At 46.5% G+C, this 26,155-nt stretch carries 22 protein-coding genes, 1 tRNA gene and 7 pseudogenes; 11 read left to right on the top strand and 19 right to left on the bottom strand.

Annotated features, from left to right (window positions below):
* Positions 1 to 101 precede the first annotated feature (101 nt).
* Positions 102 to 404, top strand: a complete 303-nt coding sequence (locus MiSe_RS28805) for a RecQ family zinc-binding domain-containing protein (RefSeq protein ID WP_226586924.1) — start codon at positions 102 to 104, stop codon at positions 402 to 404.
* 414 nt (positions 405 to 818) lie between these two features.
* Here MiSe_RS28805 and MiSe_RS28800 read toward each other — a convergent pair.
* Positions 819 to 1,370 (bottom strand): annotated as a pseudogene (locus MiSe_RS28800) (SDR family oxidoreductase); the annotation flags it as partial.
* Between the two features lie 191 nt (positions 1,371 to 1,561).
* On the opposite strand from MiSe_RS28800, the gene MiSe_RS28795 reads away from it, so the two are divergent.
* The 5 genes from MiSe_RS28795 to MiSe_RS28775 all read left to right on the top strand — a co-directional run bounded on the left by MiSe_RS28795 (position 1,562) and on the right by MiSe_RS28775 (position 3,723).
* On the top strand, positions 1,562 to 1,765 hold the full coding sequence (locus tag MiSe_RS28795; protein WP_226586923.1) for a hypothetical protein: 204 nt from the start codon (positions 1,562 to 1,564) through the stop codon (positions 1,763 to 1,765).
* Positions 1,766 to 1,857: 92 nt separating this feature from the next.
* Entirely contained in the window at positions 1,858 to 2,073 is a 216-nt protein-coding gene (locus tag MiSe_RS28790; RefSeq protein WP_226586922.1) for a hypothetical protein, read from the top strand.
* A 135-nt stretch (positions 2,074 to 2,208) separates the two neighbouring features.
* Positions 2,209 to 2,682: a TspO/MBR family protein gene (locus tag MiSe_RS28785; RefSeq protein WP_226586920.1), complete on the top strand. Its 474-nt coding sequence runs from the start codon at positions 2,209 to 2,211 to the stop codon at positions 2,680 to 2,682.
* A 323-nt stretch (positions 2,683 to 3,005) separates the two neighbouring features.
* Entirely contained in the window at positions 3,006 to 3,335 is a 330-nt protein-coding gene (locus tag MiSe_RS28780; RefSeq protein WP_226586918.1) for a hypothetical protein, read from the top strand.
* 97 nt (positions 3,336 to 3,432) lie between these two features.
* Entirely contained in the window at positions 3,433 to 3,723 is a 291-nt protein-coding gene (locus tag MiSe_RS28775; RefSeq protein ID WP_226586916.1) for a hypothetical protein, read from the top strand.
* An 85-nt stretch (positions 3,724 to 3,808) separates the two neighbouring features.
* On the opposite strand, the gene MiSe_RS28770 is transcribed toward MiSe_RS28775, so the two are convergent.
* The 3 genes from MiSe_RS28770 to MiSe_RS28760 all read right to left on the bottom strand — a co-directional run bounded on the left by MiSe_RS28770 (position 3,809) and on the right by MiSe_RS28760 (position 7,389).
* Positions 3,809 to 4,375, bottom strand: coding sequence for an NUDIX domain-containing protein (locus MiSe_RS28770; RefSeq protein ID WP_226586915.1), 567 nt, complete (start codon positions 4,373 to 4,375; stop codon positions 3,809 to 3,811).
* A gap of 194 nt (positions 4,376 to 4,569) precedes the next feature.
* Positions 4,570 to 6,576 (bottom strand): hypothetical protein, encoded by a 2,007-nt coding sequence (locus tag MiSe_RS28765; protein ID WP_226586914.1) that lies wholly within the window; start codon positions 6,574 to 6,576, stop codon positions 4,570 to 4,572.
* A gap of 129 nt (positions 6,577 to 6,705) precedes the next feature.
* Positions 6,706 to 7,389: an SRPBCC family protein gene (locus MiSe_RS28760; RefSeq protein ID WP_226586913.1), complete on the bottom strand. Its 684-nt coding sequence runs from the start codon at positions 7,387 to 7,389 to the stop codon at positions 6,706 to 6,708.
* Between the two features lie 462 nt (positions 7,390 to 7,851).
* On the opposite strand from MiSe_RS28760, the gene MiSe_RS28755 reads away from it, so the two are divergent.
* Positions 7,852 to 8,331: a DUF2243 domain-containing protein gene (locus tag MiSe_RS28755; RefSeq protein WP_226586912.1), complete on the top strand. Its 480-nt coding sequence runs from the start codon at positions 7,852 to 7,854 to the stop codon at positions 8,329 to 8,331.
* Between the two features lie 2 nt (positions 8,332 to 8,333).
* On the opposite strand, the gene MiSe_RS28750 is transcribed toward MiSe_RS28755, so the two are convergent.
* On the bottom strand, positions 8,334 to 8,594 hold the full coding sequence (locus MiSe_RS28750; RefSeq protein WP_226586910.1) for a hypothetical protein: 261 nt from the start codon (positions 8,592 to 8,594) through the stop codon (positions 8,334 to 8,336).
* Positions 8,595 to 8,766: 172 nt separating this feature from the next.
* Here MiSe_RS28750 and MiSe_RS28745 point away from each other — a divergent pair, with 172 nt between their 5' ends.
* Positions 8,767 to 9,567, top strand: coding sequence for an alpha/beta fold hydrolase (locus MiSe_RS28745; protein ID WP_226586909.1), 801 nt, complete (start codon positions 8,767 to 8,769; stop codon positions 9,565 to 9,567).
* A 129-nt stretch (positions 9,568 to 9,696) separates the two neighbouring features.
* Here the strand turns inward: MiSe_RS28745 and MiSe_RS28740 are convergent.
* The 11 genes and pseudogenes from MiSe_RS28740 to MiSe_RS28690 all read right to left on the bottom strand — a co-directional run.
* Positions 9,697 to 10,500 (bottom strand): annotated as a pseudogene (locus MiSe_RS28740) (phytoene desaturase family protein); the annotation flags it as partial.
* 161 nt (positions 10,501 to 10,661) lie between these two features.
* A pseudogene (locus tag MiSe_RS28735) lies at positions 10,662 to 11,533 on the bottom strand (phytoene desaturase family protein); the annotation flags it as partial.
* A gap of 520 nt (positions 11,534 to 12,053) precedes the next feature.
* Positions 12,054 to 12,236 carry a hypothetical protein gene (locus MiSe_RS28730; RefSeq protein WP_226586908.1) on the bottom strand — a complete coding sequence of 61 codons (183 nt, stop codon included), beginning with the start codon at positions 12,234 to 12,236 and terminating at the stop codon, positions 12,054 to 12,056.
* A gap of 39 nt (positions 12,237 to 12,275) precedes the next feature.
* Positions 12,276 to 12,647: a hypothetical protein gene (locus MiSe_RS28725; RefSeq protein ID WP_226586907.1), complete on the bottom strand. Its 372-nt coding sequence runs from the start codon at positions 12,645 to 12,647 to the stop codon at positions 12,276 to 12,278.
* 275 nt (positions 12,648 to 12,922) lie between these two features.
* Positions 12,923 to 14,118, bottom strand: a pseudogene (locus MiSe_RS28720) (zinc-dependent alcohol dehydrogenase).
* A gap of 91 nt (positions 14,119 to 14,209) precedes the next feature.
* Positions 14,210 to 15,145, bottom strand: coding sequence for an SDR family oxidoreductase (locus MiSe_RS28715; RefSeq protein ID WP_444980565.1), 936 nt, complete (start codon positions 15,143 to 15,145; stop codon positions 14,210 to 14,212).
* 51 nt (positions 15,146 to 15,196) lie between these two features.
* Positions 15,197 to 15,448, bottom strand: coding sequence for a hypothetical protein (locus MiSe_RS28710; protein WP_226586905.1), 252 nt, complete (start codon positions 15,446 to 15,448; stop codon positions 15,197 to 15,199).
* Positions 15,449 to 16,043: 595 nt separating this feature from the next.
* Positions 16,044 to 16,274 (bottom strand): annotated as a pseudogene (locus MiSe_RS28705) (type I restriction enzyme endonuclease domain-containing protein); the annotation flags it as partial.
* Between the two features lie 151 nt (positions 16,275 to 16,425).
* Positions 16,426 to 16,498: transfer RNA gene (locus MiSe_RS28700), tRNA-Ala, on the bottom strand.
* A gap of 49 nt (positions 16,499 to 16,547) precedes the next feature.
* Positions 16,548 to 17,276: an HAD family hydrolase gene (locus MiSe_RS28695; RefSeq protein WP_226586904.1), complete on the bottom strand. Its 729-nt coding sequence runs from the start codon at positions 17,274 to 17,276 to the stop codon at positions 16,548 to 16,550.
* A 9-nt stretch (positions 17,277 to 17,285) separates the two neighbouring features.
* Positions 17,286 to 18,158, bottom strand: a complete 873-nt coding sequence (locus tag MiSe_RS28690) for a class I SAM-dependent methyltransferase (protein ID WP_226586902.1) — start codon at positions 18,156 to 18,158, stop codon at positions 17,286 to 17,288.
* 206 nt (positions 18,159 to 18,364) lie between these two features.
* Between MiSe_RS28690 and MiSe_RS28685 the strand changes: the two are divergent.
* The 3 genes and pseudogenes from MiSe_RS28685 to psb29 all read left to right on the top strand — a co-directional run.
* Positions 18,365 to 19,357, top strand: a pseudogene (locus MiSe_RS28685) (Hint domain-containing protein); the annotation flags it as partial.
* A gap of 241 nt (positions 19,358 to 19,598) precedes the next feature.
* Positions 19,599 to 20,318: pseudogene (locus MiSe_RS28680) on the top strand (RtcB family protein); the annotation flags it as partial.
* Positions 20,319 to 21,067: 749 nt separating this feature from the next.
* A complete protein-coding gene (psb29, locus tag MiSe_RS28675) occupies positions 21,068 to 21,796 on the top strand; it encodes a photosystem II biogenesis protein Psp29 (RefSeq protein ID WP_226586900.1) in 729 nt (242 codons plus the stop codon).
* Between the two features lie 10 nt (positions 21,797 to 21,806).
* On the opposite strand, the gene MiSe_RS28670 is transcribed toward psb29, so the two are convergent.
* The 3 genes from MiSe_RS28670 to cpcE all read right to left on the bottom strand — a co-directional run bounded on the left by MiSe_RS28670 (position 21,807) and on the right by cpcE (position 25,983).
* Positions 21,807 to 23,975 carry an FG-GAP repeat protein gene (locus MiSe_RS28670; RefSeq protein ID WP_226586898.1) on the bottom strand — a complete coding sequence of 723 codons (2,169 nt, stop codon included), beginning with the start codon at positions 23,973 to 23,975 and terminating at the stop codon, positions 21,807 to 21,809.
* 246 nt (positions 23,976 to 24,221) lie between these two features.
* Positions 24,222 to 25,046: a C-phycocyanin alpha-cysteine-84 phycocyanobilin lyase subunit CpcF gene (gene cpcF / locus MiSe_RS54045; RefSeq protein WP_444980564.1), complete on the bottom strand. Its 825-nt coding sequence runs from the start codon at positions 25,044 to 25,046 to the stop codon at positions 24,222 to 24,224.
* Between the two features lie 97 nt (positions 25,047 to 25,143).
* Positions 25,144 to 25,983 carry a C-phycocyanin alpha-cysteine-84 phycocyanobilin lyase subunit CpcE gene (gene cpcE, locus MiSe_RS28660; RefSeq protein ID WP_226586896.1) on the bottom strand — a complete coding sequence of 280 codons (840 nt, stop codon included), beginning with the start codon at positions 25,981 to 25,983 and terminating at the stop codon, positions 25,144 to 25,146.
* Positions 25,984 to 26,155: the final 172 nt, after the last annotated feature.

Below are 26,155 nucleotides of genomic sequence, written 5' to 3'. Positions count from 1 at the left end.
TGAGGTATTATCCTGCGAGAAAAGTACCGAAATTGGGGAGGCAGCAAAAGGCGATTAGCGCCCAATAAAATTATCAAAAATTTGTGCTATAGTGTTGATAAATGATGCGCGGTTACGCCGAATTCCGCGACTGTAGCCGCAAGTACTTGCTAAACTATTTTGGCGAAACTCTAGAACGTACCTGCAATTTATGCGACAACTGTCAAGCGGGAATAATTGTACAAGATGATGGTAAAAAGAAACCCTTCCCGCTTAACAGTCACGTCGTACATACATCCTGGGGTAAAGGAGAAGTGATGCGCTACGAAGGCGATAAAATAGTTGTTTTGTTCGACAAAGTTGGGTATAAAACTTTGGCAGTCGAGTTGGTGCTATTACGGGCTTTACTCAAGCGAATAGACTAGAGTTGCCCTGAAAATAGGGCTAGTATTCCACCAAGTTATAGCGGTTTGTGATATCAAATCTGGCTCGACAACCCCTGTTATCTTCCTCTTCTTGGCGTTCTACTCAACGAGTGCGCCTCTGAAAGCGTCTATGGCGTCTTGGCGGTTCATTTAAAAACGGCGTCATGGCAGCGGATTTGGTATGACTTGGTGGAATACAGTAGTTATCTATTAGACCTCTTACACAAGTATCAAAACCGCCCGGAAATAAATTTCCGGATTGTAGAGACGTTACATGTAACGTCTCTACAAGTCGGTTAAAACCGACTAAATGCAATTAAGCCAGTTTGTTTTAACGGACTTTCGCTAAAAACCATTGGCATTTATTCCCTGGCGGGTTTGATACTTTTGCCAGCGGTCTTAACCCAAGCGCCCCTAAAATTGCTGGCGTTGATCCAAATAGCGGCACAAGGCACGATCGAGGCAGGGAAGCAGTAAGCCGCGTTCGCTACCCAGAACGCTGTAGGATGGACGCACAGCAGCTAGATTAAGCTCACGCACCGGACGCGGTTCCTCGTAACCCGTACTGATGCCAGCTTTTTTAGCGGCGAGAATTGCCAAGTCAGACCAAGCGATCGCGCTATTATTAGCTAAATGCCACAAGCCGCACTCGCCGTCAATTAACAAATCGAGGCTGGTATTCACCAAATCGGGGACGTATGTAGGCGAAACGATCGCATCCGCTGCTGCTGTGAAAGTTTGTCCTGCAGACAAACAGCGCAGCGCGATCGTCACAAAATTGTATTCATCCCAAGGCTCAAAAAACGCACTCGTGCGGATCGTCAGCGCGTTTGGATGCGCCTTTAATACCCGCTCCTCAGCCAGCGCTTTGCTGCGTCCGTACACGTTGAGCGGTGCAACGGCGTCGCTTTCTACGTAAGGAATGCTACCAGATCCATCGAATACAAGGTCTGAAGAAAATCCCAGTCTTGCAAACCGATTAAAAGAGTTGCAATCGAACCCTTTATTCTCTTTGCTCTATTGCTAAACTACCTCGCTTTATAAAGCTTATCCTTCTATCGGTAAAAATAGATTAATGTTACATTAACATGTGATATTGGATGCATTCATCTTAACTAATTGTGATTAGAACTCAAAAATAGCCAATTTAATCGATTTTGGGAAGATTGTTAATTGTCATCAACCACGAACAATGCAACGTATTCAAGATTACAGGTTTACTTAACATAAAACAAATCCTTTTGGTAGAAGGCAAACCCATTCTTCAGTTAGACGGCGATCCGAATAATAACAGTTACTTTTTTAGTAAAGACACCGCTGGGAGTTTGTACGCGGTAAATTCTTTTGAATCGCCAAACTAGAGCCATGTCCTCGCAAGTGTCAACACTGCCTTTGTTTTCTGCGAGTACAAACTCCCAGTTTATTTCTAACATTCATAGGAGGATGATAAATTATGGGGAGCAATATAATGTCTAGACCCAAGTATGACAAGAATCAAATCGGATCTTTTATTGGCGGTGTAGGAACGATCAAAAACTACAAACCCGATGCAAATACTTGGAATTATGCGATAGAAATGGAAATGGGACCCGAACCGTATTTTGGCAGGTTAGGCAACGAAACAACTGTCCTACTCGATGAAGCAGATATTACAGGTGCGCTGAATTAACCTCCGCCTCCAGGTTAGAATAAAGCGACACATTCCCACCAAAGACAGATTAAAGTTATTGATTAACCAGGCACCGATTAAAGTAGGGCAGGCAATGCCTAACCTACTATTGGCGAACTCAGCCAAGGAGTAAATATGAAAGCATCTTGGATAATAATTGGAGCCATAACCTTTTTAATCGCCCTAGGGAGTGCCTTGATTAAACCCCGCGATATCTCTTGGACAAAACGTTTGTCCAGACCAAAATGGCTATTTTTTGAACCGGCAATCCCCTTGATCTGGACTTTTATTTTCGCCTGTGGATCAGCCTCAGCGGCTATCGTTTGGGACAAAGACCCAGGTAGTTTTACAACTTGGGTAATCATGAGCTTTTACCTGATAGTCGAAATCGTCACCGTTGCTTACATTCCTGCTACCTTAAGGCTGCGGAGTCTCACCGTTGGCACTGTTCTAGGCATACTTGGCGTAATCTTTGGAATTCTGGTGACACTAACAGTTTGGCCTATTTCCGGATGGGCGGCTTTGTTGCTGGTTCCTTATTTAATTTGGACTCCGATTGGAACTTATACCACTGGGCAGATGATTGACCTCAATCCCGATGCTACTTAAGGCAGAATGATATTGTAGGGGCGGGTTTTACAGGCAATGTATCTCTAATACGAAATCCGGTTCGATACGCCATAGACGCTTTCAGAGGCGCACTCGTTGAGTAGAACGCCAAGAAGAAGAGGAAGAAGATTATAGGGGTTGTCATCCGGATTTGCAAATATATGTGAACCCGCCTTGCTTAGGTTGCAATCCACACATTATATAAGTCCAAAGAACGAGGGTTGATTTGAAAAACTTACCTCGCTTGAAAGAGCCAATCGCCCGTTCTACTTTTTTAGACTAAGGTTGTCAGGCAAAAGTTTTGATAAAGCTTTGGAGTTACCATGTCTCAAGCTCAAGAAAACGAAATTAGGCAACCCGTTAGCGTCGATCATCATAGCAAAGAAGAACCAACCGTTAAAGAAAGAAATTTAACCGCCAATCCGGGCGATAGAATTGCCGACCAACCTCAAACAATTGAAGAAAAAGCTAAGCAAGTCGCTGTAGATGCTCCCGATATTACGGGCGACCATATTAAAGTGCCTACCTATTTTGTTGTAGAAGAACCCGATGGGACGAAAAAGGCACTTCACCACGTAAAAGACGCAGAAGAAATCTCCGATGTAATTCGTCAAGCACGAGTTGACGAAAATGGCAATCGGATTTGGTGGTAATTAGTCAATAGACTTCTGGCAAAAGTATTTGGGGCGGGCAAGATGCCCACCCCACAAAACAAAAAAATTCTTGTGGGGCGTTTTTGGGGCGGGCAAGATGCCCACCCCACAAATCCAAAAAAATTCTTGTGGGGTAGGCGTCCCAGCAGGCAAGATGCCCACCCCACAAATCCAAAAAAATTCTTGTGGGGTAGGCGTCCCAGCAGGCAAGATGCCCACCCCACAAAACAAAAAAAATTCTTGTGGGGCGTGTTTGGGGCGGGCAAGATGCCCACCCCACAAATCCAAAAAAATTCTTGTGGGGCGTGTTTGGGGCGGGCAAGATGCCCACCCCACAAATCCAAAAAAATTCTTGTGGGGTAGGCGTCCCGCCTGCCTCCAGAGTTGATGAAGAAGACTTTTGCCAGAGGTCTAATTGGAAGCGAGCGGTGGTCAGGGGTGACCACTGCTCGCTGAATTATTGCTTTTTTCGGCTAATCATTGTTCTCGTGTTTCTTTTGCAAGGCATTAATTGCTTTGAGTATCAGAACGCAGCTAATGCTGTGGGTAATAGCGCTATCCATTACCATTTGTCCGGCTACATTTAAGGGAACTTTGACTGTTTTTATCGTTTCCGTCCCCGCTCTTTTTGTTTTGGTAAATGTTAACTGTTTGGCTAAAAATAAATGGGCGGGACAGTTGACAATTGAAGTATCTACATCGACGACGCCCAGTTCAATCCATTCTTCAGCTTGGATACCTTGTGCTTCTAAAAGTTCGCGTAGCGCTGCTTCAACGGGTGATTCATCCCGCTCAATTGCACCGCAGACGACTTCGATACTTTCTTTGCCCAGGGGATGGCGAAATTGTTGAATCAGGTATACAATACCGTTGTTATCTAGTGGCAGAATAGCAACCCCCGGTTTCATCTCGACGGTGGCATACCTGCCAGACTGCCCATATGGTTGAACAACTTGGTCTTCTCGAACGTTTATATATGGGTTGTCGTATTTATCAGAAGTTTCTTGGATTGTCCAAGCGCCGTCCTTTTGTTCCATCATAAGGTGGCTTGCTATAGTTGAGGGAAATTCCTTCAATTAAACGGTAAAAACAAAACTAAAAAAGTTTTGTATTATACATTTACCATTTTAATTATTTCATTAAAAACTAGCTATAAAATAATCCAAGTTATCTAAAAAAAGAACTCGGTTAATAACCGAGTTGTTCAATTAGTGCGACTGGTGGCTACTATTTTTTAGCGCGGTGAAGTGGGAATCACTTCTGGGTTATCGTCTAGGGAAAGCAGGAATTGGATTAAATCGGTTTGATCCGAGGTGGTGAAACCTGCTTCTGGGTCAACCCAATAGTTGTGTCCGCTACCGTCTACATTGGATAAAAGCAAATCGGGATTGGCGCGGTTGTTGGCGATCGCACTTTTCCTCAACTTCCGATCCACCAACACGCGCAAACTCGCCGCCGGATCGGGTAATATCCCGCGCATCAAGGTGCCTGCCAGACCGATTTCGTCGGATTTGGCGACGACGAAGCGATCGCTCCTCTCATCCATCTCAATCGCCTCCGCACTCGCCGCCACGCCACCATCGTGCAAATAAGGCGCAGTTACGTGCAGTCCGATCAAACTGGGTACTTTATATCCTCCCGCCGGATTATTAATTCCAAACGCAAGTTGCTGCGCTTTCTTTGGTGTAATCTCCGTCGGGACGGGTAATTCGGGCGCGTTGGGGGGTACGGGCGCTACGGCGCTACTCGGATAGGTCATCGGATAGGTGAAAGAACGCGCGATCGCTGCTAGGGTAGGGGCGCGGGATGGTTGCGTACCGATTTCATTTTGCGGGATGACATCGTGGTTGGTGAAATAGCGTCCGCTGTGACAATCAACGCACCGGGCGCGAAAGAACACCGCCCCACCTCGCTCGACGGACTCGCTATCGGTAGAAAAATTGGGCGGCGGTGCCAAAGTATTCTGCCAAGCAGACATGGCATTGAGTTGTTTTGCCACCGGAAATCTGGGAGAATTTGCCATCAACCCATCGAGCATAAACGGCGAACCTTTAGGATATCCGGGCATCCGAATCACTTCGTTGAGTGCAGGTTCACCCGGTGTCGGATCGTTTTTCTGAAAAAATTCAGAAGGTTTTGCAGCTTCTGGCAACCGAAAAGCGGGATTTGCTGCATTTTGCAAAATTACGCCCAAATAAGTTTCTTTATCGATGCCTAGGGTTGGCAAACTACTATCTGCCCCAGTGGTAGCATCCGAGTTGGTAGCGTGGACGTTGCTATTGAGCGTTGTCAGTCCGTGAAACCAACCAATCGCAGAATGTCCGCTCCAACCATAAGGCCAAGCATCAAAAGTATAGGAAGATGGATTTTGGGAAGGATTATTTACCAAAGTTCCAGTAGAATCGAAATTACCCGGAGGCCAAGTTAAAAATTGTGCATCAACGGCGGATTCTAAAGTTTTAATATCTGGTAAGCGAGATGCATTTCCTGTGGCGTCAATATAAGTTCGATCTCCCGGCGGAATTTGGGTGGGATTAACACTTGTATGGCGAAACATTGCCGCCGAATTAGTGGCAAATGCCAGTACTAAACCCGGGTTGATATCGTTATTTGGTGCGCCTTCTAAAATGCGCCCGCTTTTTTTATCAACCGTGGCGTGGCACATGGCGCAGGTAATGCCAACTCGCACTTTCCCGTGCTGAATGGTGGGACGAATTCCCAGGGGAATAGCTAAACCTGCTGCCACGTCTAATCCCGTATTCAATAACGTGCCTGCTTTAAATGTGCGTCCGCCAATCGTGATATCTTTATCGAGGGGAACTTGCAAATTTGTGGTAGACTTGCCGCCAAGGCTGGCGATCGCGCGCGTCATACTCCAAAGATTAATCGGGCCATCCAGGACACCCACCACATCCGTTAGAAAGATTTCATTCTTAAAAGTTTCCCCGTAAAATGCCCTGCGCCCCAGAGTCAGTAAATCTTCCGTCACCTCCACCGCCCCATTTTCAGGCAATAGTAATGCGCGTCCTTCTTCGGTTTTTTTTAGTCGCGTCGCCTGCTGTTTATTAATCGGGTAGCCTAACACATCAAACGAGCCGATTTCTTGCGGTGTCGCCTGGGTCAATGGCGTAAAAGTACTGCCAACGCTTGGCGTTACGGAAAAGGCAATTTCAACTTGGTAAGCTAAGAATCCTATGACAACAATTAAGGCAAGCAAAATAAGAATCGGACGCAGTTTCATAGATTTTTTTGGGAATTGCTAATTGCTGGGTAATGGGTAATGGGTAATGGTTAATAGGTAATGGCTCTTCTATTATATGCAATTACCAATTACCAATTCCCAATTCCCAATTCCCAATTCCCAATTTTCCTAACGACTGCCAACGGGTTGCCCTTCGGTTGTGGCAATTTCGCCTGCTTCGATTATTTGCTTGAAGCGGCGCAAGTCATCTCCAATTTGTTGTTCTGGTTCTTCGCCAAAAAGTTTGGCAACCGTTGCGCCAATTGCGCCACCCGGCGGGTTATATTCTATCACTACTTTGACTTCGGTACCGCGTCGGGCCGGTGCGGGTTGAAACCGCACAAAACCAGAGTTATCAATATCTGCACCTTCAACGGAAGCCCAAGCAATTAAATGATTTTTTTGGTCGTTGATAATTTCTGCATCCCATTCGACGCTATTGCCTAGAGGGGCGTTGGCGATCCAATGGGATCGCTTCTCATCGTACACCTTTACGAACTTAAGATGCTTCATAAACCGGGGCAAGTTCTCGAAGTCGTGCCAGAAGCGATATAGTTCTTCTGGCGATGAGTTAATCGTTACCGTCTTTTCTACTTTAATGGTTTGGTTGATATCGGTTGCTTCTTTTTGTGCAGTCACACCGCGATAAACTAAACCCCCACCAGCTAGTGCCATTAGCGCACCGCGTAGAGATCTTTGCGATAAACCATAAAGCACGAGTGCGCCACCGCCAATTAAGGAAGCCCAGTTGCCAGCATCGCCCTTATTGCTTGGCGTTTCCCGTTTGACAATATCTGATTGTGTGGTTTCCATTTTTTCATCCTCATGGGTGCTGCGGGCAACGCAAATGTTATAAATCTACTGTCATCAATCTATATCTGTTAATTTTTTTGCTCGTCTGTCTGTAGGTACATGCCAAGGGTTGTAGCCTTCTTGTCATGATAAATCCTGCGTCGCGCTTACTAGGTTTTTTATTTACTCGCTTCCCGCTGGAAGAATATCTATTTATTGAACCGCGAAGACGCGAAGGTCACGAAGGAAGAAGGAAGAAGGAAGAAATAGATTATCTTCTGGCGGTAAGGGAGTATTTCATACTTTAGATAGATGCAAATATTTTGGTTTATTCATTATATTTTTTTGCCGGTTTGAGACTGGCAACCGGGTTAACCATAAAGTCGCTCGCTTGGTAGAGGGCTATATAAATATTAAACGGTAATGTACTTGTAAAACAAAAATATCTTTGGATAAAATTATCTTGGTTCACACAAGCGCTTTATGGATAAAAACCACAATCAACTGGGAAATTTGCTCGTTGCTGGGATACTGCTGGGTATGGGCGCAGCCGGATTTTTTGATGGAATAGTTTTGCACCAAATCCTGCAATGGCATCATATGCTAACCAGCGTTCGACCCGCCACACCCATGCCTAATTTTGAAGTAAACACCTTTTGGGATGGCTTATTTCATGCTTTAGATTATGCGCTTACTGTAGCGGGTGTAACATTCTTGTGGCGCGCCGCGTCTAATAAGAACACTCGCTTATCTTTAAAAACTTTTGTTGGGTCATTGCTCATCGGTGCAGGGTCGTTTAACTTGATTGAAGGTATAATCGATCACCAAATTTTGGGTATTCATCATGTCAAACCAGGCGCGAATCAGCTAGCATGGGATATCGGCTTTCTTGCCCTTGGTGTAGCGCTGGCAGCTAGTGGCTGGATTTTCTTGCGCTCCCAACAACAGAACGCCACAACCTAATCCTAAAAAGTAGTCATAAATGGCAACCCAGCAAGAAAAGAAGCGACGCAAGTCCAGATATAAAACCCTTCGATATCTTCTTGGTCGAGGGCAGATCCCATTTGCCGGATTGAGAAAGGAAATAACAACAGCAGCAGCAGCAGAACAACGGCGGATTCTGAAGCAGACATGATTGCACCTTCTATATTATTTAATGTAGATTTTGAACGTTCAATCTCAGCAGTAACTCTCTCCATAGGTAGAATGATTTTGTTTTCCATCATATCAATTCCGGGGGCAGCGCTCTTGTATATTTTCCCTGGTGTAGGGGCGGGTTTTACCGATCGTATTTGAATACAACAGATCGCTAAAATAAACCCGCCCCCACCGCGATAACGAAGCAAACGGACATGATATTAGTTTTAAAAATTGAAACATGTAACAAAGGAGAGTTAAATGAAAGGGGACTTTATCGAAAAGCAAGTTGCTTGGGAAGATTGCAGCATTTCTTATTTCCAAGGTGGGAAAGCTTCGATTGCATCTCCCATACTGTTTTTACATGGCTGGAGCGTAGCCGTTGAACCTTATCAAGACAGCTTAAATAGCTTAGCTCAGCGTTACCAAGTTATCGCTCCTTATTTACCAGGCTTTGGAAAATCAAAAGCTCCTGACTGCGTTCAAGATTACAGCGACTATGCTGAGGTGATGATAGATTTTATCAACATTTTAAAATTGCCAAAAGTTCATGTTATTGGACATTCGATAGCAGGAGCTATAGCCCTAGCATTAGCAGCCTTAAAACCGTCGCTTGTCCGCAGTATCACAATAGTTGATAGTACGGGTATTCCTCTGGGTTCCCCTCCAGAGGTATTGCTGCGAAGGGCAATTGAAATGCCCGCACAAATGGGGCAAATGAAGATTGATCCTGTGCTTGAGATGTTTAAAAGTTTGCTGTATAACAGCTTGTTCAACCCAGACAAGGTTATCCAAACAGCATGGGTGGCAATAGAAAAAGATATCAGACTCATTTTGCCCAAAATTGAATCTCCCTGTTTAGTTTTGTGGGGAGCAAACGATCTGCTGACGCCTCTTACATTTGCTCAAGAGTTTTCCCAAGGTATAAAAGGTGCCAAACTGCTAGTTGTGGATGGAGTATACCACGAATGGCTCCTGTTTTTTCCCGAAAAATTTACGGCTATTGTATCGGATTTTATTGATGAAATTGAGCGGGACTCAGTTAGTAACTCAAGTTGCTAGTTAATAGTTGTGACAGGGGTAATTGGGAATTGCTAATTGCTAATTGCTAATTGGTAATTGCTAATTGCCCCCACAGGTCGTAATTCTGCCTGGGAACGCCATTACCAGTACCGCACCAACCCGCTTTTTCTAAGTGCCGAAGACAGATTTTGCCGTTGATTTGAGGGCATTGCCAGCATCAGCGAACTTCTGAGCAATTGGGTGCTGAGTTTGCCAGAAAACGCGAGCGCAATTGCGCCCCGGCATTCCGGAAATTGACCCGCCTGGATGAGTTCCCGCCCCGGTAAAAAATAAATTTTCAATCGGGGTTTTATAGTTGGCTAATTCGGGCAAGGGGCGGAAGAACATCATCTGATCGAATGTCATATCGAGATGATAGTAATTGCCTTTCAGGAAACCTAAACGGTCTGCGAGTTCGGCAGGACTTTCTACATGACGGGCAATGATATATTTTTTGAGATTCGGTGCATAATCTGCCAATTTATCCAAAACTTTATCTGCTACTTTGTGCTTTAATTCGTCGGTCCAACCCGTACCGTTTAATCCCGTACCTTCTGCACCTTTAATTTGATAGGGGGCAAAAAATTCGCTCCACAGCGTATGCTTGCCTTCGGGTGCTAGCGTCGGATATACTACTGTAGGCACGACGGCAAACATAGAGGGATCGTCGGGAATTCTGCCAATGTCTGGATCGGTGTGAGCTAATTCTACATGGTCAACCGAGTCCGCAATTAAAATAGCGCCGGTGAGATATTCGTCTTTATGATTGTGATGTACAAAGTGAGGAAGTTCGGATAAAGCGCAGTCAATTTTGAGGATGCTTTCGTTATGATTAACGATGCGACGAGAGATGCGATCGCGCAACTTTGGATCTGCCCCATCCACATCGCTTTCATCGATTAATTGTAAAAACAAACGCTTAGCATCAATACTAACGCAAGTTGCTAGTTATAAACTTTGGCGTTGCTAATTGCTAATTGCTAATTGCTAATATAGGATTTTTACTGACATTAGCCTTGTGACCACAGCTCCTGCCTGGGAACGCCATTAGCCATTAGCCGCTCCCAGAGAGATAACTAGCAACTTGAGTTACTAGAAATCACACCGCACTTTGCTCGATATTCCTTACCATTCGCCAGTCGAACCCCCACCGCTCGATTATTATCTACCAAAACTTTTTTAACTTGTTGTTCGGTGAGGATGACTCCGCCTTGACTCATAACTAACCTCACCAATGCCTGCGTCAATGCACCAGTGCCGCCCCTTGGTCTAGCAGCGCCAGGATTGTGACGCATTGCCATCATAATAGAACCAACCGCACCCGTTTTTTGAGCAGGAGGTAAACTGAGTTCCGATGCTTGACGCGCCAAAGGAGCTTTGACAAATTCTTCATCTAATAAATCCATCGGACTGGTGAACATTGTCCGCACCAAGTCCAATATTTTATCGGGGGGACCCATCAAAGAAAAAAGGTCTTTAAGCTTTGCCCAGTCAAAATTTCTCGATATATCAATTAACGATTTTGGCGGCGCGTTGAACATGGGAATCAGCATCCCCAAAACCCGCTGCCAAAAGTCTATAAATTCAGCGTATTTACGCGCATCTCTGGGACTATACCGGGCAATTTCAGCGCAAGTTTGCTCAACCGAACGGTAACCGAGGAAATATTTCCCATCCGGATGGGGACAAAAAACGGTGGGGTCATAGAAAAGATATTCCAACCCGTATTTGTTTAGCTCCAGTTCTTGAACAACTGGTCCCTAGTGAATAAATATGTGGTCGATAGCGCCCGGGTTAAATTTCAAGCCAGGATCTGCTTCTGGCCAGCTTTCTTCTGTTGTTGAACCACCCCAGGAATTGCCCGTTTTTCTAATAATAAAACTCTATAGCCAGCCTTTAGTAGGTAAGCAGCACAAACTAGCGCATTGTGTCCTGCACCAATTATTACAACGTCGTAAACTTCCATTTTTGCAGCTCCAGCGTTCGGTTTTTTCTGTTGAGGGTTTCTGGCAAGCTTGTCACTCCTAGAAACCGGGTTTATCTGTAGATATCTACGGGACCTAGCGACAATTTTTCAGAGAAACAAAGGTGATTTGCGTAGTAACAAAAACACCGCTTCTGTCAAAACATTAACCTTCACTTGTTTATTTAACTTCTAACCCAAGATGGAATATAAAATTTAAGTAAATTTGTATTGATTAACACACACTTACTTTAAACTCTATCTGTAGGGTGCGTTAGCCGAGAGTACGGCACCATCCCACGATCTTGCGAGAGTACGGCACCATCCCGCCATATTTAGTTTCGCAGCTTTAGTCCTCTTTCTTACTCCCTTCGCGGTAGAAGACTATCTACTTCTTTCTTCTTCCTTCTTCGTGTCCTAATTCGCTACGCTTGAATCGCTGAGCGCATCCGCGCCGCTGCGCGAACGCTAACGCGTCTTCGCGGTTTCTTAAATAGTTATTCTTACCTAGCGAAGGGAGTAATCAATCGCTGACAATGCGATCGCGGGATGAAGCTATGTTACCAACCTGGGTCACTTGTTGTTTTAGCGGATAGGTATTGTTTTTGACTTGCTGCTCAAGTTCTTCGATAAATTGGTAAATATCTGCCAGCAATTTGTCAATCGTTACCGTTTTATCAACTTCAGCATTCGGTTCGGCTTTCATGTTTCCCCTCACAGTTTTAGCACCCTGATATTCTAACTTTTATTTACCCTTGATACCCAAATCGGTTTTGTCTTTATCCCCATTTAAAAATTCTTTCGTACTCTCAGGCATAGGTTGAGCGAGATTGAGCTTTTCTTTGATGTTATCAGCCGCACTTTTGAGTTGGTCTCTGGAATTTTCAATTAGGTCTGGTTTTTGATTTCCATCAGCTTTGGCATAAGTCGGTAGCCGCTGCTTACCGGGATCGACGGCGTAAGAACTGCTGTCAATTGTTAGCAAGGGTAAAGCATGAGCTGGCAAAGGATTCCCAAAGCCAAGAGCAACATTGATTAAAAACGCAGTTCCTACGATAACTGTAGTTAAAATTGCGCGGGCTAGAACGCTTTGTAACCAGGAAATTATTCGATTCATAGATTTTTCCTCATTTTGGTAAGTAACTCAAATTGCTAGTTAATAGTTGTGACAGCGGTAATTGGTAATTGGTAATTGCTAATTGGTAATTGGTAATTGGATTCATTGGCAGTAGGGGCTACTTTAACGATACCATCACCTTTGTTTCGACCACGATCTCTTTCCTGGCTCAACAATTTTGCACAGAAACAAAGGTGATGGCAGGTAAAACCCGCGCTTACTCTTGACAATTACCCATTACCCATTACCCATTACCCATTACCGCTTCAGGGTTACTACAAGCCTGGTTTCAACAGCACTTTGATGCAGTTGTCTTTTTTGTGCTTAAAAATTTCAAAGCCGTGTTTCGTTTCGTCTAGGGATAAGCGATGGGTAAAAACTTGGGATGGATCGATTTCACCTTCTAAAACTCGACCCAGCAACATCGCCATGTATTTCTGACCGAACTGCCCCATTTTGAAGGTCAAGCCTTTATTAAAAGCTGCACCCATCGGGATTTTGTCTACAAAGCCACTGTAAACACCCATGATAGAAAGAGTGCCGCCTTTGCGACAAGCTACCATCATTTGTCGCAGTACTGTAGGGCGATCGGTTTCTAATCTTACCGCCTGTTTTGCTTCGTCGTAAAATCCTTCTAAACCCATGCCGTGTGCTTCTAATCCTACGGCATCAATGCAGGCATCTGGCCCGCGTCCGCCGGTCATTTCTTTAAGTGCTTCGCCTGCATCAATTTCTTCGTAATTAATTGTTTCTGCATGGGCGAATTCTTTAGCCATTTGCAGGCGTTCTGGAACTCGGTCGATGGCGATAACTCGTTCTGCACCTAACATGTAAGCGCTTTTCATCGCGAATAATCCCACCGGGCCTGCACCCCAAACTGCTACGATATCTCCGGGTTGAATATCGCACATTTCTGCCCCCATGTAACCCGTAGGAAAAGCATCGGAAATAGGCAGCAATTTTTCGTCGGGAATGCCTTCGGGAACTTTGATTGCACCGTAGTCGGCAAACGGTACGCGCACGTAGTCGGCGAAAGCACCTGCATAGCCGCCAAAGGCATGGGAGTAGCCGAAAATGCCCGATGTGCCAAAGCCGTAAATTTTATCTTGCATCCAGGCGTTGGGGTTGGAGTTATCGCACAGCGACCACATTTGTTGCTGACAAAACCAGCATTGACCGCAGCCGATAATCGAAGAAACAACCACGCGTTCGCGCAGCGTGCCGGAGGCATATCGCCTTTCTTTAACTGCTTGACTTCCCTGCCAATTTCGACGACTTCTCCCATAAATTCGTGACCGATAATGTCACCTTTTTTCATGGTGGGAATGTAGCCGTCGTAAATATGCAAATCCGAACCGCAAATCGTTGCCGATGTGATTTTTTAAATGGCATCTCGCGGGTTGATAATTGTTGGATCGGCTACTGTTTCAACCCGCACATCCTTCGCACCGTGCCAGCAAACTGCTTTCATTTTTTTCTCCTTTTTTGATTGGTTTTACGGTATTAGTTTATAGCCATAAACCGGGTTTTTTAGTATAGATAAACCAGGTTTTTTTGTGGTTTTACGGTACTAGCTTAGCCAACCAATCTGACAAAGGTATTACTAATTTACCAAAATCACCATAAATGCGGTTGTATCCATCAATTGGCTCGCATAAATTATCGGGCGCATCTTCGGATTTTGGCTCGTTTGTTCGCTGTCCCGCAAAACTGATTAGCAGTAACAAATTATCCACGAGTGGCGGCGAAACTCGTTGTAATGCATCCAATATTCTGCCCACATCTCCAACGATAAAATCGCGAATTGGATGTTCGGCGGCGTAGAGGATAGCATCGGTAACCAATCTGGGGTCATAATAGGGCGGTATTCCTGTAGGTTTAACGCCTAGTTTGGTGCGAACTTTGTTGTAGTAGGGGGTGTTAATTACCGCAGGGCGTATGGTCGTAACGCTAATAGGAATTTTTTCGTGCATCAGTTCGACGCGCAAAGATTCGAGAAAGCCTTCTAAAGCATGTTTGGCGGCGGAATAGGGGCTTTGCAGCGGCAAACTGCGCGTACCTTCCATTGAGGAAATACAGATTAATGCGCCGCGTCCTTCTTGTTTGAGATAAGGTAGTGCTGCCTTTGCGCCGTATACTTGCCCCATCAAGTTGACATCGATAACGCGCTGAAATTCTTCTGGGGTGATCTGGTCGAACATGGCGAGGACGCCGGTAGCGGCGCAGTGTACCCAGGTATCGAGTCCCCCGTATGCATGGATGGCCTTGTCGGCGATCGCATTTACTTGCTCGAAATTCGCCACATCCGCAACAACTGCCACCGCTTCGCCGCCAATGCTTTGAATCTCCTCTACCAACGATTTCAATCCTTGTTCGTTGCGAGCAGCAACGACTACTTTTGCACCTCTAGTGGCAAACTCAAAAGCTGTTGCGCGCCCGATGCCGCTGGATGCTCCAACGACTGCAACAACCTGCCGATCGATCGGTTTTAATTCCATCATCAATAGTTCTCCAAAACCTTAACTTTTGTCGCGATTTTTGGCAATTTTCTAATTTTTAGAATTAGCGCCGACCTTAGCTTCCTGACTAGCCTGTTCCACTAATCTTTTCAGATATAGGTATGCTTGTTCTGGCGTCAGGGGTTCGGATTCGTTTTCCTTGGGAATGTAAAATTGCCAGCTATCGGCAAAAACCCGTACGACAAAACTCTGGATAAATCCTAACTTCACAGCTTTTTTAGCCAGGTTTTCGGCTGTTTCTGCTAAAGTATATTCGTCGCAAAAATCATACTGGTTCTTCATTTATTTTTGCTTCACAACTAGCCGGTTTTTATCGCCTGGAATGGCGAAGGGTTTCCCGGACAGTTTAAAGTCGGGAGCTATGGAAGATTGGTTTAGTTGTCTTCATTAGTTACATTAACGATTGCTGTTTACTCTAACTTCTATCGGAAGAAAGAGAAAGTAAGCAGCCCCTGGATGTCGGTCCTATGCTTTTTGCCAGAGTAGGTGTTGATTAACAAATTATTTGTCGTCTTAACACATTAATGTCGTTGACGCTAAAATCGCTGCAATGCTTACGCAGTAAGTATTGTAGCTGTTTAAACTCAAATTAGCTCACCCCTCGGCTTTAACAAATTATTTTTATATATTTAAAACAATAATACTTTATCTGTCGTTTTTGCAAAAGCGCTTAATTCTAACAGGACTTAGGCAAATCACCAAAGTTTCTCCCAAAAATCCTTGGTTTGGCAAGGAGAGATTGACTCAGAAACTTTGGTGATGGCCTCGACCTGCGTAAGTCCTATCTAAACTTTTTATTTGCCATAACAAATTGAGTGTCATTTTTTAGAAAAGTGAGTATAGTAAGGTTAAGTAATTAGTACCTTTGTACCAAAATTTCCCTCGAGGGATTCTGGTAGCGGCGGATGCTGTTTTCCAGCATTTCCGAGCAGCTGCGCGACTGTACGACATTACGACGCGATCGCGCTTTGATTTCATCATTGAGCAGTTTTCGCAGCACTTCCAGTGCTAAGTTCTTTTGGGGAATACCTGGTACTTCTTGTAAGAACTCGCCAGAGAGGATGGAAAGTTCGGGTTTTTCGAGTTTGGCGGTGCTGAAGATATCTATACCATTAAAGTTGCCAGAAATGGCCAGCGATTTTCTATCTTATGTAGGGTGCGTTAGCGATAGCGTAACGCACCATGACAGCTTTATTTCGATAAGTATTAAGTAAATCGATTAGTAGACTTTTAGTAGACTTTAGTTTCCGCAAAACCTATGGAGGATAGGGAACTCGAATCCCTGACCTCTGCGGTGCGATCGCAGCGCTCTACCAACTGAGCTAATCCCCCTTGCCGAATTTAGATTTAATCTAAAATCAACTGACTGGCATTCTGTATTCTAGCACTCAGTAACGCTGGGCTGCGGATCGTGGCGGGAATAAACTTCCTGTATCCGGTCTAATTCCAGATCCGAAAAATAATCTACCGTCCAGTTAGCTTGACGTTGCAGCATGTGAAACGGGTAAGTATTTGCTATCCCAACCACATCCATCCCCGCACGCTTCGCCGCTGTAATCCCGACTTGGGTATCTTCTATTACCAAACACTCGGACGGTTGCAAGTTGAGAGCGGGATGCATTTGATTCAGCCGCTCGACTGCCAGCAGATAACCATCGGGATCGGGCTTGCTAACCATTAGGTCGTCCGCCGTCACGCTTACTGAAAAATACTGAGCAAGATTATTGCGATTCAATACTATTTCTAATTCCGCACGCAGAGCGCCGGTGACGACCGCGAGTTTAAGATTAGCCGCTTTTAGCTTTAAAATAAAATCTTCTAAGCCCGGAGAGATGGGTAATTGCGCCATTGTCTGTAACAGACTTAGGTAGGCTTGAGTTTTGCGGGCGATTAATCCGTTGAGGACGGCATCCGAGACGAACCGACCGCGACGGAGTAGGATATCTTTGAGACAGGCGCGATCGCTCCTACCCAAACAATATTGCCGAAACTCTCCCCGTTTAGGTCGCAGATTCGCCTCCATCAGAAGCTGTTCGATCAGCTGCTCGTGGATCGGCTCATCCTTGATAATGACACCGTTGAAATCGAATAAAACCGCCTTTAACGCCATGCCTATCTGCTAAAAAGCTGGGGCAGCAAAACCCTCAGACTCAAATGGGATGTAACTAGAAGACGCAGCTGAAGTTGCTTGTCCGGGAATGGGTTTGATTCCTTGGGTGAGTTGATGCAGTCCCCACACATCGTGGGTGCAAACAGCCTCAAATCCCGCCGCCCCCATCCAGGCATCGACGCTACCCGCCGCATAATCCTTTATGTCAGGTTCTTCAAAAATATCATTTAGCCAATCCACTAAGCGCAGAGTTTTGTGATTTCCGTCCAAAATCAAAACTTGTCCCCCCGCAACGAGTAGTCGGAAACACTCGCGCAGAATTGCCTTAGTTACCGCTGGTGGCGTTTCGTGGAATAATAACGCAGCCGTCACCACATCAAACGCAGCATTGGGTAACCCAGTTTCCTCCGCATTACCGTGACGCCATTGGATATCGAGTTGGGCTTTTTTGGCTTTATATTCAGCCGTTACCAGCATGTATGGCGATAAGTCCAAACCGATGACTTCTGCTTGGGGAAAGGCTTGTTTTAACAGTAGCGTGGTCGAACCCGTACCGCATCCTAAGTCTAATATGCGTCGCGGTTGTCCCCCGATGGCGTCGATTAAGCCTTGGCGCACCCAGGTTTCGTTGGGTGGTAGGGCGTACTGGGTAACCGGATCGTAGGATACCGCAGCGCCTGGGTTGAGATATCCCCGTTCGATACCGTGGAAATTTTGGCTGCTGTAGTAGGAAGGGTACGTGAGAGTCGGATTGCGGATGCGCGAGCTTTCTTTCTCCCAATCAATACTCTCATAGAACTGCTGCAACGCCTTCTCATCGATCAATAGCCGCACCACTGGCGCTAAGAACCGTTCCCAAATTGTATCTTTCCCAACTGCCATAAGAATTTCCCGTTATTAGTAAGGACAAGAGTCCCCATCCTATATCCCACGATAGGGCAGCTTTCAACCAGGCTTCCCCCATTCACAAAGTTTAATCAATTTTCCTGACTGATGCATTCAACGCTTTACAGTCTGGAATTGCTTTTGTACTATTTGTAGTATATAATTGATTGCAGCGTCAGTACTGTGATAGAAAACAAACGGTTATGCCCTACGAAAAGCTAGAAATTTCAACACCAGCCCCGGTATTGTCTTGGGCGAACCACGCCCTTGGCGCAGAAGAAACCAAAATGGCAAAGAACGTAGCATCCTTGCCATTTGTGTTCAAACACGTGGCGTTGATGCCAGACGTTCACTTAGGAAAAGGTGCATTAGTGGGTTCTGTAATTGCCACGAAAGATGCAATTATTCCGGCTGCTGTGGGTGTGGATATCGGTTGTTTTGTTGGAGATACTTTAGTTCCCCTAGTTGATGGTAAATCTTATCGAATTCGAGAATTGGCTGCACGTTATGAGGAGTTTATTGTTTACGCATGTACTCCAACCGGAAGAATCGTAGCTGCTCAAGCAACCGCGAAGTTGACCCGAAAAAATGCGCCATTAGTCAAAGTGATTTTGGATAACGATGAGGAAATCATCTGTACGCCAGATCATCAATTTATGCGGCGCGATAGCAGTTATGAAGCAGCGCAAAACCTGCAACCAGGGACATCTTTGATGCCGTTTTATTCTAAAATGGATAAAGATGGTTATACATTAATTCAGCAACCAGATTCAGGTGAGTGGGAGAGAGCGGAGTTGATAGGCGATCGCTCCCAAATACAGCAGAAAAGCTGCAAGTTGAACCATCTGGCACATGACAACCACAAAGTAGTAAACGTTATTCCTATGGAAGAAAAACAAGACGTATACTGCCTAACAGTGCCGGGATACAACAACTTCGCGCTGCAAGCTGGTGTCTTCGTTCACAATTGCGGCATGATGGCAATTAAAACCCCATTTAAGGCTGCTCAATTAGAAGGCAAGCTGAAGAAAATTCGCCTAGATATTGAAGCAGCAATTCCGACTGGCTTCACCGAAAATAAGGAGGTAGAAAAAACAGTTACTAACTGGCAAAAATGGGGCGATTTCAAGGAACTACATCCAGGGGTGCAAGACTTGCAAGGTAAAGCGATGAAACAAATGGGTTCTCTCGGCGGGGGTAAAAGATTGCCCCTTACTGTAGTAATACAGTAATCAAAACTCGTCCAAATCGGTGAAGGCTGAGATGCTAATACCGAGGGAAGCGGTAAAACGCCCCGTAGAGAGCAGAGGGACTTGGGCATCCTAATTAGGTTAGGATGAAGGTGTGCTCCGAACTATACCGAACTCCGAAGGTATAGAACCAAGCAGAAATGACTTGGTCGATTGCACAAAAAGCTAAGCAATCAGTAACAAATTGAATCACTTTATAGAAGTTTGTCTCGATACAGAAGACGCTGTTTGGCTCATGCTACACTCTGGTTCGCGTAACATTGGAAATATGCTCGCCCAGTGCCATATTGGTACAGCTAAGGAATTAGCGAAAATGGCATCCAATCGGTTGCCAGATCCAGATTTAGCTTACTTTATTGCCGGAACGCCTGAATTTCGCTCCTATTGGCACGATTTACAATGGGCACAAAATTACGCGCGTTATAATCGCGATGTCATGATGGAACGCTTTGTGCGAATCATCGAAAAGCATCTCGCAGGTGGGAAGAAAACTAAGCCTTTAATCTCGGTGAATTGCCATCACAATTATGCGGAAAAAGAAGTACATTTCGGGGAACAAGTGTACGTTACTCGCAAAGGTGCAGTGAGGGCGCAAACTGAAGATTACGGCATTATTCCCGGTTCGATGGGGGCAAAATCTTACATCGTCAAAGGGAAAGGTTGTACGGAAAGCTATTGCAGTTGCGCTCATGGATCGGGCAGGTTGATGTCTCGCGCGCGGGCGAAAAATGTCTATACGCTTGACGATCTGATCGAGCAAACTAAGGGTGTAGAATGCCGCAAAGATCCGGGTATTATCGATGAAATTCCCGCTGCTTATAAGCCGATAGACGAGGTGATGAAAAATCAATCGGATTTAGTCGAAGTTGAAGCAACTTTGAAGCAGGTTGTTTGTGTAAAAGGATGAATTGCGACTGGTTCAAATCAGGGGAGAAACTAACTCATATCGTGTCCGGTTGCATCGGTTGCGTTTGGAGAGCAAAGGGGATGGGGGAGCAAAGGGGATGGGGGAGAAAAAACGCTTTTTCGCACAATCAACTATACACAACTGATCTCTCGCGGACATGATATCAACCCAAAGTTTGAGCAACAAATTCGTCCAGCTGCTGCAAGACTTCTGGCAGCAACAGGACTTACGCAGGACGAGGCCAGAAACCCTTTTTCGACCTTGATCTGTTCCAAACCAACGATTTTTTGTAGGGGAGGCGCACCTTGAAGAGGAGGCTCTGACGCAAAGAGGCTAAGGACACTGGGACACCCCATGGTAGGATCCACGGCAAGCAATTGGCAGCGAGAATCGGAAGATCCCATAGTTGGCTTGGTAGCGCCAAAAAAGATTTAGGCGACGGCTTTGTTGATGCGTACGCGCAACTCGATCCAAACGGCTACCGCTGTTCGGGGCACGAGCGTAAGTCCTGATTATGCGATCAACGGCTCAAGATCGCTTGCCGTCTATAATTGAGGCGATTTTGCCAAAATTCGCGGCATCAAAACCTGGGGGTAAATCATCACATTGAAGTTGAGCATTTTACCCGATCGGCAAAAGCGAGAGGAATATCTCCCTTTGTCAAGGCGATCTTGTCTCAAACGGAATCGCCTTGGCAAAGGGACTCTTAAACGCGACAATAAAAATTAAACCAGCATAAAATTCTTTCTGTGAATAACGTCCGCACTGTCTCAGATACCAAGCGATCTTTCTACAGCCTTCACACTCGTCCGATCAATTCGATCTACCGGCGGGTGGTAGAGGAATTGATGGTAGAGATGCACTTGCTCTCGGTTAATGTTGACTTTCAGTACGACCCAATCTACGCGCTGGGTGTAGTGACGACATTTGAGCGCTTCATGCAAGGCTATCGACCAGAAGCGGATAAAGATAGGATGTTTGATGCCCTGTGTCAGGCTGTGGGGTACGAACCGCAACAATATCGCCAGGATGCCCAACGGCTTCTTGAAATGGCTTCACGTCAACGGGGGGCTGATATAATTGCCGGGTTGAGCCAATCGGCTGCTTTAGGAGATGGCGACCTAGAGAAACATTTGCCAGCGATCGCCAGCAATCCTAAATTTAAATACAGCCGTTTGTTTGCCGTTGGCTTGTACACTCTGCTAGAACAAGCCGACCCCGATCTGGTAAAAGATACCAAGCTGCTGAATGAGGCGCTCAACAAAATCGGTACGGGGTTGCACCTGCCAGCAGATAAAATGCAAAAAGACCTCGAGCTTTACCGCAGCAATTTAGACAAAATGGCTCAGGCGCGTCTGCTGATGGAAGATATGCTCAAAGCCGAGCGCAAAAAACGCGAGCAACGTGCCGCTGATAAAGGTGTGGTAGTTGCTCCCCCCGGTGGTCAAAAAGAACCCACCGACACGCCTGGGAGTTAGTAGCTGCCAGCTAGAACAGGTAGACTGCGCCAGCACCATAGAAGCCACCTACTGTTTCGTAGGAGGCTCCGATCGCGGCATGGTTCCCAATCAATGCCAGGGAGGAGCCGAAATTATATCCAGTTGGGTTTTGCAAAGTTAGCGTTTGCAACAGGGCACCAGTAGTAGCATCGAACAAGTAAGCTGCCCCAGCGTGAAAACCAGCTGTATCGTCACCAGGGGCTGCAATTAGGACTTTGTTGCCAGCTGCTGCTACTGAGGAGCCGAAGTAGTCGCCTTCTGCGGCAGTGGGGTTGTTAAAAGTTTGCAGCAGATTCCCCGTCACCCCATCAAACAGGTAGGCGACACCCGCGTCGTTAGCCCCCGCGTCGTCACCAGGGGCTGCCATCAGGACTTTGTTGCCCACCATCGCCACAGCAGTGCCAAATCGATCGTTTTCTGCGGCAGTGGGGTTGTTGAAAGTTTGCAGCAGATTCCCCGTCACCCCATCGAACAGGTAGGCGACACCCGCGTCGTTAGCCCCCGCGTCGTCACCAGGGGCTGCAATCAGGACGTTGTTGCCCACTGCTGCTACTGAGGAGCCGAAGTAGTCCTCTGGTGCGGGAGTGGGATTGTTAAAGGTTTGCAGGAGATTTCCCGTCACGCTGTCGAACAGGTAGGCAGCTCCCGCACTATAGGCACTCGTGTTTTTACTAGGCGCTCCAATCAGGACACTATTGCCCGCTGCTGTCATGCTTGAGCCGAATCGGTCATATTCTACTCGAGTAGGGGACAGGAAAGTCTGCAAGTGATTTCCCGTGACGCTGTCGAACAAGTAAACAGCTTCTGCCCCTCCAATCAAAACGTTGTTGCCCGCTGTTGCCACCTTTGAGCCAAAGTAACCTCTTGTTGGATCGGGATTCTGGAAAGTTTGTAGAAGCGTGCCCGTGGTGCCGTTGAATAGGTACGCTGCCCCAGCATCGAAACCGCTCAGATCAAAGTCAGGACTGTAGAAGTTTTGGAATTGCTCTTTATAGTATTGATAGGAGCGGGTGTCGTTACCGGGCGATCCGACGAGTATGTTATTACCCAGCATCGCTACTGAAGTGCCAAACCAGTCATAACCCCGACCGGACATTTTACGACCGCCGATGATGCCATCTGGCTCTGGGTTTGGGATAATTCTGATCGGGCGACCTTCAGCAGCACCACTATTGAAATAGTGTTCAAAAGCGGAACTAACAGATCCCCTTTCTACCGCTTGTTTCACATCGGGGTTAACATCCAGATAGGCTACAGCAGAAAAACCATCGAAAGGCCAACGCTGAGGTTCGGTTTGACGAGTTAGAACAAAGTGTTGGAATAGTTCTCTGTTATTTAAACCTGCTGCGACTAAATCCGGGTTAATCTTGCGGTAGAAAGGCAGATCGAAAAATTCTGAAGCAGAGCGTCCTTCATCTAGGCCATACAGTTGGAAGTGTTGCAGCAGCTGTCTGTTATTTAAATTAGCCGCAGCTAAGTCGGGATTGACCTGCCGATAGTAAGTTGGCTCGAAGGTGAGAGAAAATCGCCGTCCTTCGTCAATGCCTATGGTTTGCAAATGCTCGAAACTGCGTTGGCGATCGCTCCCAAAAGCCTGCAACAGATCCGGGTTATCCCCCAGATAAAAGTCTAAATCCACCACTGGCGAGAACCGACGCCCTTCGCCTAGACCAAACCTTTGCAGATGCTCAAAAGCTTTTGCGCGATCGCCCTTCAACCTGGCATTTAAATCTGGGTTAGCCGCCAGATAAAAGTCTACATCCACCCAAGGCGAGAAGTGCCGTCCTTCGGCTAGACCAAACTGTTGCAGATGCTCAAAAGCTTGAATGCGATCGCCTTTAAAAGCTCGCTCTAAATCTGGGTTAGCTGCCAGATAAAAGTCTAAATCCACCCAAGGCGAAAACCTCCGTCCTTCTGCTAGCCCTGTCTTCTGTAGATGCTCGTAAAGTTGAAAATTTGTTTTCAGTCCTGCTGCGATTAAATCTGGGTTACTCTCGCGATAATATTTCAGGTTTACAAACGGTGAGAAAGCTCGCCCTTGGTTGATTCCAAAGTTCTTAAAATGGGCAAATAATTGCCTGTCTGTTTTCAGTCCGGCTGCCACCAAATCCGGATTGACGGCTCTGTAGTAAGCGGCGTCAAATAGATTGGCTTTCATAAGTTTTTTACCCTAAATCAAGTTTTGTATAGTCTTTTTTTTAGACAGCCGACTTACTACAAAAACCTGACTGGGGCTAATTTAATCATAACTTCCTACCCCACTAACCTATTGATATTCTTTAATGATTCTTGGGATAGAGTTACAATTTTCAATAAAAGCTATTTCATCCCAGACATGTTCGTTCTGGGATGAAATACGGCGCAATTAAGCTGATGTTTCAATTGTGCAATGGAGGGCTTGAAGCTAAGCGATCGCGCGAGAAATCGCCGCCGCCAACTCGCGAAACTTGCGCGGATCTCCCTCTTGCAGGGGTTCTTCCCGACGCTTGCGAGCATATAGCTTTTCTAAGGTTGCTTGCCAATCAAAGTCGAGCGCGCTCACCAGGTTGCTAACAATTTCAGCAGGTTGACTTTCCAGTATCTCTGTGGTATAATCCCGAATTTCTTTCTGCGCCAGCCAAATCCGGGCGATGACAGCCAGATTGTCCTCGTCTTCTACGCGGCGATCGAAATGTGCCAGGATTTGCAGTGCGGAATCGATGTGGGAGAGGGTGAGAAACTTGGCTAATTCCTGCAACCCGGTTACTGCTGCATAGCGCACCACCCATTCCGGATCTTGGGACACTTGCAGCAGGGCTTCTAGCGCCCTCTCCTGGGCGGGTTGGACTTGCTCGGTTGGTAATTCTTCCCAACGTATTTTACCCAATCCCCTGGCGGCTGCCCGTCGGACGCTGAGGGCAAAGTCATTTTTTGCCGCATCGAGCAACATTTCCAATCCCCGTGGATCGCCTATTCCGGCGAGCGCCCGAATTGCCCAAGCTCTGGCTCCGTAGTTATAGCCATCCAACAGTTCCAGCAACGGCACTACCGCTGGTTCCCCGATCTGAATCAGCCCATCCACAGCGGCTACGGCTGCCCCTGGATTGTTGTAACCAAGTGCCGCAATCAGGGTGGGAATTGCTGCTGTTAGACAGGCGGCTGACAGTTGCTGGACAGCTTCTAATAATCGAGTTGAGGAATCAGCCTGTTCAACGGCACGGATGAGGACTTGGGCTTGGTTAACGGTCATAAATTTTGAATGATTTTAAATGTTGGGCGGCTGAAGGTTGAAGGTTCTAGCCGCCTGAATTTTTTAAGATCTTCTTCAAATTTTAAACCAGCCGGTGCTACAGCAGATCGTCCATTAACGCCATCACCCGGATAGCGCCCTCGGATAATCGATCGAAAGGAGAGCGATCGATTTGATGTTCTAAGAGTCCTTTGAGCGCAATCAATTTGAGGCTGTTTTCGGCGTGAGTTTGAGCGATCGCTTCCGCTGCTGGCAAATACCCAATCGCTCCCAAATCCGTTAGCGCCGAGCGACGCAGTTGCAGTTTATCGTTTGCCAATGCTTCTATCAAGCGATCGCCATACAGGTTATCTTGCGTTAATTGATACAGCGCCCTTGCGGCGGAATACTGAACCACTGCCGTTGGATGCTTCAAGAACGGCTCAATCCGCGAAAATGCTTCTGCTGCTTCCAATGCCCCCAAGGCTTCCAAGATGGCATCGTAGGGTTGTGCCAAGTGGGGACAGCCTGGAATTGGTTGTGCAGCTTCTAGTCCCCCATCCAGCAGTTGGATTAATTTTGGCACGGCTGCGCGATCGCCCAACATTCCCAACGACTGCGCCGCCGCTTCTCGCACGTAAAAATCTGTGCAGTCCAAACATTCGATTAATGCTGGAACTGCGCGTGCATCTCCCAATTTACCCAGCGCCCTGGCAGAATTGCGCCGCAGTGGGTAGCCGCCATCGGGGGTAAGATCGCTTTCATCCGACAGGGTAGCAATTAAAGCATCGACGGCTTCCGGAGTCCGGACGCGAAATCGACCCAGCCACCAGGCAGCATAATACCGCTGACCGCGATCCGTGCCGGTTAAATTGGCGATCGCTGCAAGGACGGTTAAAGACTCACCATTTCCCGATGCATCCGCTTCAAATGCTTCCAGATTTTCCAACTCAGACATTTTATTCTCCGGGCAAGCTGCAAACACCGGAGGCAGAGCCTCCCTAACACCGGAGGCAGAGCCTCCCTAACACCGGAGGCAGAGCCTCCCTAACACCGGAGGCAGAGCCTCCCTAACACCGGAGGCAGAGCCTCCCTAACACCGGAGGCAGAGCCTCCCTAACACCGGAGGC

Source organism: Microseira wollei NIES-4236 (assembly GCF_020521235.1).
GTDB lineage: Bacteria > Cyanobacteriota > Cyanobacteriia > Cyanobacteriales > Aerosakkonemataceae > Microseira > Microseira wollei.
The sequence above is the reverse complement of the archived record's forward strand: the minus strand, read 5'-3'. Positions and strand labels throughout refer to the sequence as shown.

Coding starts and splice junctions, on each gene's coding strand:
- MiSe_RS28710 (WP_226586905.1), bottom strand. CDS start 15,448: ATGAAGAACCAGTATGATTTTTGCGACGAATATACTTTAGCAGAAACA.
- MiSe_RS28750 (WP_226586910.1), bottom strand. CDS start 8,594: ATGATGGAAAACAAAATCATTCTACCTATGGAGAGAGTTACTGCTGAG.
- MiSe_RS28695 (WP_226586904.1), bottom strand. CDS start 17,276: ATGGCGTTAAAGGCGGTTTTATTCGATTTCAACGGTGTCATTATCAAG.
- MiSe_RS28765 (WP_226586914.1), bottom strand. CDS start 6,576: ATGAAACTGCGTCCGATTCTTATTTTGCTTGCCTTAATTGTTGTCATA.
- cpcE (WP_226586896.1), bottom strand. CDS start 25,983: ATGTCTGAGTTGGAAAATCTGGAAGCATTTGAAGCGGATGCATCGGGA.
- MiSe_RS28760 (WP_226586913.1), bottom strand. CDS start 7,389: ATGGAAACCACACAATCAGATATTGTCAAACGGGAAACGCCAAGCAAT.
- MiSe_RS28790 (WP_226586922.1), top strand. CDS start 1,858: ATGGGGAGCAATATAATGTCTAGACCCAAGTATGACAAGAATCAAATC.
- MiSe_RS28715 (WP_444980565.1), bottom strand. CDS start 15,145: ATGGAATTAAAACCGATCGATCGGCAGGTTGTTGCAGTCGTTGGAGCA.
- MiSe_RS28725 (WP_226586907.1), bottom strand. CDS start 12,647: ATGAATCGAATAATTTCCTGGTTACAAAGCGTTCTAGCCCGCGCAATT.
- MiSe_RS28770 (WP_226586915.1), bottom strand. CDS start 4,375: ATGATGGAACAAAAGGACGGCGCTTGGACAATCCAAGAAACTTCTGAT.
- MiSe_RS28785 (WP_226586920.1), top strand. CDS start 2,209: ATGAAAGCATCTTGGATAATAATTGGAGCCATAACCTTTTTAATCGCC.
- MiSe_RS28755 (WP_226586912.1), top strand. CDS start 7,852: ATGGATAAAAACCACAATCAACTGGGAAATTTGCTCGTTGCTGGGATA.
- MiSe_RS28805 (WP_226586924.1), top strand. CDS start 102: ATGATGCGCGGTTACGCCGAATTCCGCGACTGTAGCCGCAAGTACTTG.
- MiSe_RS28730 (WP_226586908.1), bottom strand. CDS start 12,236: ATGAAAGCCGAACCGAATGCTGAAGTTGATAAAACGGTAACGATTGAC.
- MiSe_RS28775 (WP_226586916.1), top strand. CDS start 3,433: ATGCCCACCCCACAAATCCAAAAAAATTCTTGTGGGGTAGGCGTCCCA.
- MiSe_RS28745 (WP_226586909.1), top strand. CDS start 8,767: ATGAAAGGGGACTTTATCGAAAAGCAAGTTGCTTGGGAAGATTGCAGC.
- MiSe_RS28690 (WP_226586902.1), bottom strand. CDS start 18,158: ATGGCAGTTGGGAAAGATACAATTTGGGAACGGTTCTTAGCGCCAGTG.
- MiSe_RS28670 (WP_226586898.1), bottom strand. CDS start 23,975: ATGAAAGCCAATCTATTTGACGCCGCTTACTACAGAGCCGTCAATCCG.
- MiSe_RS28780 (WP_226586918.1), top strand. CDS start 3,006: ATGTCTCAAGCTCAAGAAAACGAAATTAGGCAACCCGTTAGCGTCGAT.
- cpcF (WP_444980564.1), bottom strand. CDS start 25,046: ATGACCGTTAACCAAGCCCAAGTCCTCATCCGTGCCGTTGAACAGGCT.